General features: G+C 55.5%; 1 protein-coding gene. It reads right to left on the bottom strand.

Translation table 11 applies throughout. From position 1 onward, the window contains the following. Positions 1-209 (bottom strand): VCBS domain-containing protein (locus tag LNL84_RS19710; RefSeq protein WP_244359566.1); only part of this gene is annotated, 209 nt, incomplete at both ends.

The following is a 209-nucleotide window of genomic DNA, read 5'->3' as shown; positions in this document are numbered from 1 at the left end:
TGTCGGTTTTCGCCTCTGCGACTGGCGCATCGTTGGTGCCAGTCACGGTAATGGTGATGGTTTGCGGCTCACTCTTCGCGCCGTCGTTATCCACCGCCACATAGGTGAAGCTCACCTCTTGCGATTGACCTGGCTCAAGCGCCTGGAAATCCTCGCCAGGCTTGAAGGTGTAATTGCCGTTAGGTTTAAACACCAACTCGCCTTTGCCA

This window comes from Vibrio gelatinilyticus (assembly GCF_022836845.1).
Lineage (GTDB): Bacteria > Pseudomonadota > Gammaproteobacteria > Enterobacterales > Vibrionaceae > Vibrio > Vibrio gelatinilyticus.
The sequence above is the reverse complement of the archived record's forward strand: the minus strand, read 5'-3'. Positions and strand labels throughout refer to the sequence as shown.